This is a genomic window from Candidatus Baltobacteraceae bacterium, from assembly GCA_036559195.1.
Lineage (GTDB): Bacteria > Vulcanimicrobiota > Vulcanimicrobiia > Vulcanimicrobiales > Vulcanimicrobiaceae > JALYTZ01.
The window spans coordinates 1-5,465 of record DATBTN010000024.1; the positions used below are offsets into that span (position 1 = coordinate 1).

The window sequence follows — 5,465 nt, forward strand, 5'->3', positions numbered from 1 at the left end:
TCGCGGTTCGCGCCCGTTATCGCGCTAACGCCGGTCGCCAAGTTTCGTTGGTAAGCGCAACGAGGATGCCGTCGCGCCAGGTGCCGGCGATCAACAGGTGATCGCGGGCGTAGCCTTCGACGACGAAGCCGAGTTTTCGCAGCACGCGCCCGCTGCGTTCGTTCAGGGGCTGATAGCTCGTTTCGACGCGATGCAGGTTGAGTTCGTCGAACGCGTACCGAACCACGGCGCGCGCGCATTCCGTGGCGTAGCCTCGGCCCTCGCACGCGACGTCGACGGAGTAGCCGATCGTTGCAGCTTGGATCGCGCCGCGTCGAATGTTCCAGAGGTTTACGCTGGCGACGATCTCTGAACTCGCGCCATCGAAGGCGATGAAGCGCGCTTCGGTTCCTCGCTGCACGTTCGCTTCGCTCCGTGCGATTTCGTCTTGGTGGTAGGCGAGCGTGTAGAACGTGTCGTCGCGCTCCGGCTCCCAGCGCGCGAGATGCGCGCGATTGCGCTCGACGAATGCCAGAAAAGCGGCAGCGTGGTGCGCCGTTAGCGGCTCGAGTCGAAGGCGCTCCGTCTGTAAGTGCGGCATGCCGTGTGTTTCCGCATGGATGCGGCCGGTCATCTTGAACGAGTGGGGCGATGAGAGTTGGTGTGCGTTGAATCTGCTGACGCCGGTTGTTTTGCGGGGGGCGCACGTGGTGCTCGAGCCGCTCGCGTTCGAGCATCATGACGATTTGGTTGAGGCCGTTGCCGACGGGCGGCTATGGGAGCTGTGGTATACGAGCGTTCCCAGTCCCGACGGCGTGCGGGCCGAGATTGCGCGGCGGCTGGGGTTGTTCGAGCGGGGGACGATGCTGCCGTTTGCCGTCGTGGAGGCGGCGACGGGCCGCGCGGTGGGGATGACGACGTTTATGAACGTCGATGTCGAGAATCGGCGCGTGGAGATCGGGTCGACGTGGCATCGGGCTGGGGTGCAGCGGAGCGGGGTAAATAGCGAGGCGAAGCTGCTTTTGCTGACGCACGCGTTTGAGACGCTGGAGTGTATCGCGGTTGAGTTTCGGACGTCGGCGTTTAATCGGCGGAGCCGGCGCGCGATCGAGCGGCTGGGGGCGAAGCTCGATGGGGTGCTGCGCAGCCACATGCTGCATGCGGATGGCACGCTGCGCGACACGTACGTGTACAGCATCGTCGCCGCCGAGTGGCCGGCGGTTCGGGCGAATCTTCGCGCGATGCTTGGCCGAGGGGTTGGGCATAGCGAGGGGCAATAGTAACGGGGGTCGGTGTCATGGCGTGCTTCGTGCTTCGTGCTTCGTGCTCGTGCTTCGTGCTTCGTGCTTCGTGCTTCGTGCTTCGTGCTTCGACAAGCTCAGCATGACAAGGTGTGATGACGATGCATGGTAGCGATGCGTGGTAGCGATGCATGGTAGCGATGCGTGGTAGCGATGCGTGATGACGATTAAGAAAATGCGCTTGTAAAGGGATGGCATGAAGAAGCTGGTTTCTTTTGTTTTGGTTGGGTTGTTGCTCGCCGTGCCGGCGGTTTCTCGGGCGACCGATTCGGCGAGTCCGGCGCAGAAGTTGATGAGCAAGTTGCAGTGGCGCAATATCGGGCCGTTTATCGGCGGGCGCGCGGTGGCGGTTGCGGGCGTGCCCAGCAATCCGAACTTGTTCTACTTCGGGGGCGTGCAGGGCGGCGTTTGGCGCAGCACCGACTACGGACAAGAGTGGACCAACATCAGCGACGGTAAGATTCCCGGCGTGGCCGATTCGATCGGCGCGATCGCGGTGGCGCCGTCGAATTCGCACGTCATCTACGCGGGCACCGGCGAGAGCGATATTCGTAGCGACTTCGATACCGGAGTCGGCATCTACAAAACCACCGACGCGGGCAAAACCTGGCATTATGCGGGTTTGAGCGACACGCACACCACGAGCGCGCTCGCGATTCATCCGACCGATCCGAACATCGTCTACGCATCCTCGATGGGCCACGTCTTCAAGCCCAACGCCGAGCGCGGCGTCTTCAAGACCACCGACGGCGGCAAAACCTGGAGCAAAGTGCTCTTCGTTAACGATAAGACCGGCGCGATCGACGTGGTGATGGATCCGCACAATCCGCGCGTGCTCTACGCATCGATGTGGCAGGCGCAGCGCGTGCCGTGGAAGCTCACCAGCGGCGGACCGGGTAGCGGCCTCTACAAAACGGTCGACGGCGGCGCGCATTGGACCAACATTTCGAAGCATCCCGGCTTCGCGCACGATCTGCTGGGGCGCATGGGCGTCTCGGTTTCGGCCAGCAATCCCAACGTCGTGTATGCGATCGTTCAGGCGCACGACGGCGGCGTCTTCCGTTCCACCGATGCGGGCGCAACGTGGAAGCGCGTCAATAGTGAGATGAAGCTGCGCCAGCGCGCATTCTATTACATGGCCATTTACGCCGACCCGAGCAACTCGCAGGTCGCGTACGCGCCCGAAGTCGACGGCGTCTTCAAAACGACCGACGGCGGCAAGTCGTGGAAGGCGATCTCGCCCTCGGGCGATCACCACATTCTCTGGATCAATCCGCACAATTCGAAGATTTTGCTCGGCGGCGACGACGGCGGCGGCACGGTTTCGACCGACGGCGGCAAATCGTGGAGCAGCGAGAACAATCAGCCCACGGGCCAGTACTATCACATCGCGCTCGACGGGCAGTTTCCGTTCCACGTCTACGGCGCCGCGCAAGATGAAGGCGCTTTCGAAGGGCCGAGCGCGACCTCGCAGGGCAGCATTAGTCTGGGCGATTGGCACGGCGTGGCATCGGGCGAGAGTACGTTCGTCGCGCCGCAGCCGGGCGATCCCAACGTTACCTACGGCAGCGGCTATTACAGCGCGATGATGCGTCAAGACAACAGCATCGGCCAAGATCACAACGTCAGCCCGTGGCCGACCTATCTCTCGGGCGCATCGGCGGGCGAATTGCGCTACCGCTTCGGCTGGACGCATCCCATCTTCTTCTCGCCGGCGAACCCGCACGAGCTGCTGGTGGCCGCCCAGAACGTCTTCTCGAGCATGGACGAAGGCAAGACGTGGAAGATTCTCAGTCCCGATCTCACGCGCAACGATAAGAGCACCGAAGGCCCCAGCGGCGGACCGATCGACTACGATCAAACCAGCGCGGAAACGTTTCCGGATATCGCCTCGCTTGCCGTTTCGCCGCTCAACGGCGACGTGATGTGGGCGGGTTCGGCCGATGGCCTGGTGCACGTTACCACCGATCACGGTGCGAAGTGGTCGCTGGTAACGCCGCCGGCGTTGCCGCAGTGGGCGCAGATTAGTTCGATCGAGCCCTCGCATACGGCGGCGGGCGCGGCGTATCTCACGGCCTCGCGCTACATGTGGGACGACTTTCACCCCTACGTCTACAAGACGGCCGACTACGGCGCGCATTGGACGGCGATGACGACCGGTTTGCCGACCGATCAATACGCCTACATCGTGCGCCAGGATCCGCGCGAACCGCGCCTGCTTTTTGCGGGCACCCGCAGCACCGTGTACGTAAGCCTCGACGGCGGCGCGCAGTGGCAGCCGCTCACGCTCAATCTTCCGGGCGTGCAAGTGCGCGATATCGCCATTAACGCTCGCCAAGGCGAGGTCGCGATCGCCACGCACGGGCGCGCGATTTGGATTCTCGATAACCTCGCGATGCTCGAACAGCTCGCACGCACGAGCGAGCCGAGCGTCGCCGACGCGCAGCTCTTCGAACCGGAGACGGCGTGGCTCTCGCACGCATACGGCGGCAACGCCGTCGGCGACGTGGGGCAGAATCCGGCCTACGGCGCGACCGTGTTCTTCAACGTACCGGCGAGTTACAACGGCCAGACGCCCGTAACGCTCTCGTTCGAAGACGCGCACGGCACCACGATTCGCAGTTTCGCGCTGCACCGCAAAGACAAGTACGCGAAGAAGGTCGCGCCCGAAGTGCGCGCCCTCATGGACGACGTGCACCAGCGCGCGCTGGATGTGAGCGAGATCACGACCATCGAACCGGGCATGAATCGCTTCCAATGGGACATGCGCTACGCGCCCGCAACCGACATCCCCGGCTTCCGCCAACCGACGACCGACGATTTCCGCGACAACGTCGACGGACCGACGATCGTCCCCGGCGCGTACGCCGTGGTACTGCAGTACGGCGCAAAGAAACTAACGCAACCGCTGCACGTGGCGCTCGACCCGCGTCTCCATCCGGCGGCGGGCGATCTCGACGCGCGCCTGGCACTCGAAACGCGCGTTCACGGCACGCTCGATAGTTTGAACAAAGCGATCGATGCGGCGATGGCCGCTCGCAGCCGGATGACGCCGGCGAAGCGCGCGCAAGTCAACCGCGAGATCGCCAACTTGGCCCAGTTGAATCTCCACTCGACCGAAGGCGACGTGCTGCTCGAGACCAAGCTGCGCGACCAAATCGCCTTCCTCGCAAACGATCTAGAACTAGCCTACGAAAAACCCACCGCCGCCGAATACGCAAGCTACGAAGACCTCCGCGCCCAAGCCGCCACCGGCGAAGCCAGGCTCCGAACCCTAATGGCCACGCACTAACCCCGCTAGGAACGCGCTCGTGCTTCGACAAGCTCAGCATGACAAAAAAAATGCCCCCACTTGTCATCCTGAGCTTGTCGAAGGACTGCTTCTCGAAAGGCGACGCGAAAAATCCGCTCGTGCTTCGACAGGCTCAGCATGACAAAAAAAGAGATGCCCCCCTACTTGTCATCCTGAGCTTGTCGAAGGACTGCTTCTCGAAAGACGACGCGAGAAATCCGCTCGTGCTTCGGCAGGCTCAGCATGACAAAAAAAAGATGCCCCCCTACTTGTCATCCTGAGCTTGTCGAAGGACTGCTTGTCGAAAGACGACGCGAGAAACCCGCTCGTGCTTCGACAGGCTCAGCATGACAAAAAAAAAGATGCCCCCACTTGTCATCCTGAGCTTGTCGAAGGACTGCTTGTCGAAGGACTGCTTGTCGAAGGACTGCTTGTCGAAAGGCGATGCTGGAACGTGCTCGTGCTGCTAGTCGAAGCTTGGCGCAGCTTAGGGGAGCGTTTTTAGGAACGCGCTCACTGCTGCGTAGAAGGCTTGGGGTTGGTCGATCATTATGAAGTGGCGGGAGTTGTCGATGAATTGCACTTTTGCCGTTGGGTCGTTGCTTAAGAGTTTTTGGTAGTAGGCTTGTTTTTCGGCGAGTGTCTTGGTCGACATCGATGGGTTGTGCGGATCGAGCGTTGCGTCGAAGGGGCCGAGTTCGAGCAGCGGGATGGTTATTTTTGCAAGGTCGGGGCGGATGTCGGCGCTGATGAGCTCCGTCATGTACTCGCTGGTCGCGGCGGGATCGGCGCCTTTGCCGAATGCGACCACGGTATCCACGTTTTTCGCTTGCGTCATGTACGGCACGCTGTAGGTTTTGGCGCCGGCCATGAGTTGATCGGGCGTCAGGTTC

General features: G+C 62.1%; 4 protein-coding genes. 2 read left to right on the plus strand and 2 right to left on the minus strand.

Annotated elements, in window-relative coordinates; translation table 11 throughout:
- Window positions 1-16 precede the first annotated feature (16 nt).
- Window positions 17-580 (minus strand): GNAT family N-acetyltransferase, encoded by a 564-nt coding sequence (locus VIG32_02670; protein ID HEY8296908.1) that lies wholly within the window; start codon window positions 578-580, stop codon window positions 17-19.
- Window positions 581-599: 19 nt separating this feature from the next.
- Here VIG32_02670 and VIG32_02675 point away from each other — a divergent pair, with 19 nt between their 5' ends.
- Window positions 600-1,259 (plus strand): GNAT family protein, encoded by a 660-nt coding sequence (locus VIG32_02675; GenBank protein HEY8296909.1) that lies wholly within the window; start codon window positions 600-602, stop codon window positions 1,257-1,259.
- A 217-nt stretch (window positions 1,260-1,476) separates the two neighbouring features.
- The gene (locus tag VIG32_02680) at window positions 1,477-4,572 is read left to right on the plus strand and encodes a hypothetical protein (GenBank protein ID HEY8296910.1); all 3,096 of its coding nucleotides are present in this window, start codon (window positions 1,477-1,479) and stop codon (window positions 4,570-4,572) included.
- A 487-nt stretch (window positions 4,573-5,059) separates the two neighbouring features.
- Here the strand turns inward: VIG32_02680 and VIG32_02685 are convergent.
- A partial coding sequence (locus VIG32_02685) for an alpha/beta hydrolase (GenBank protein HEY8296911.1) occupies window positions 5,060-5,465 on the minus strand: 406 nt, incomplete at its 5' end.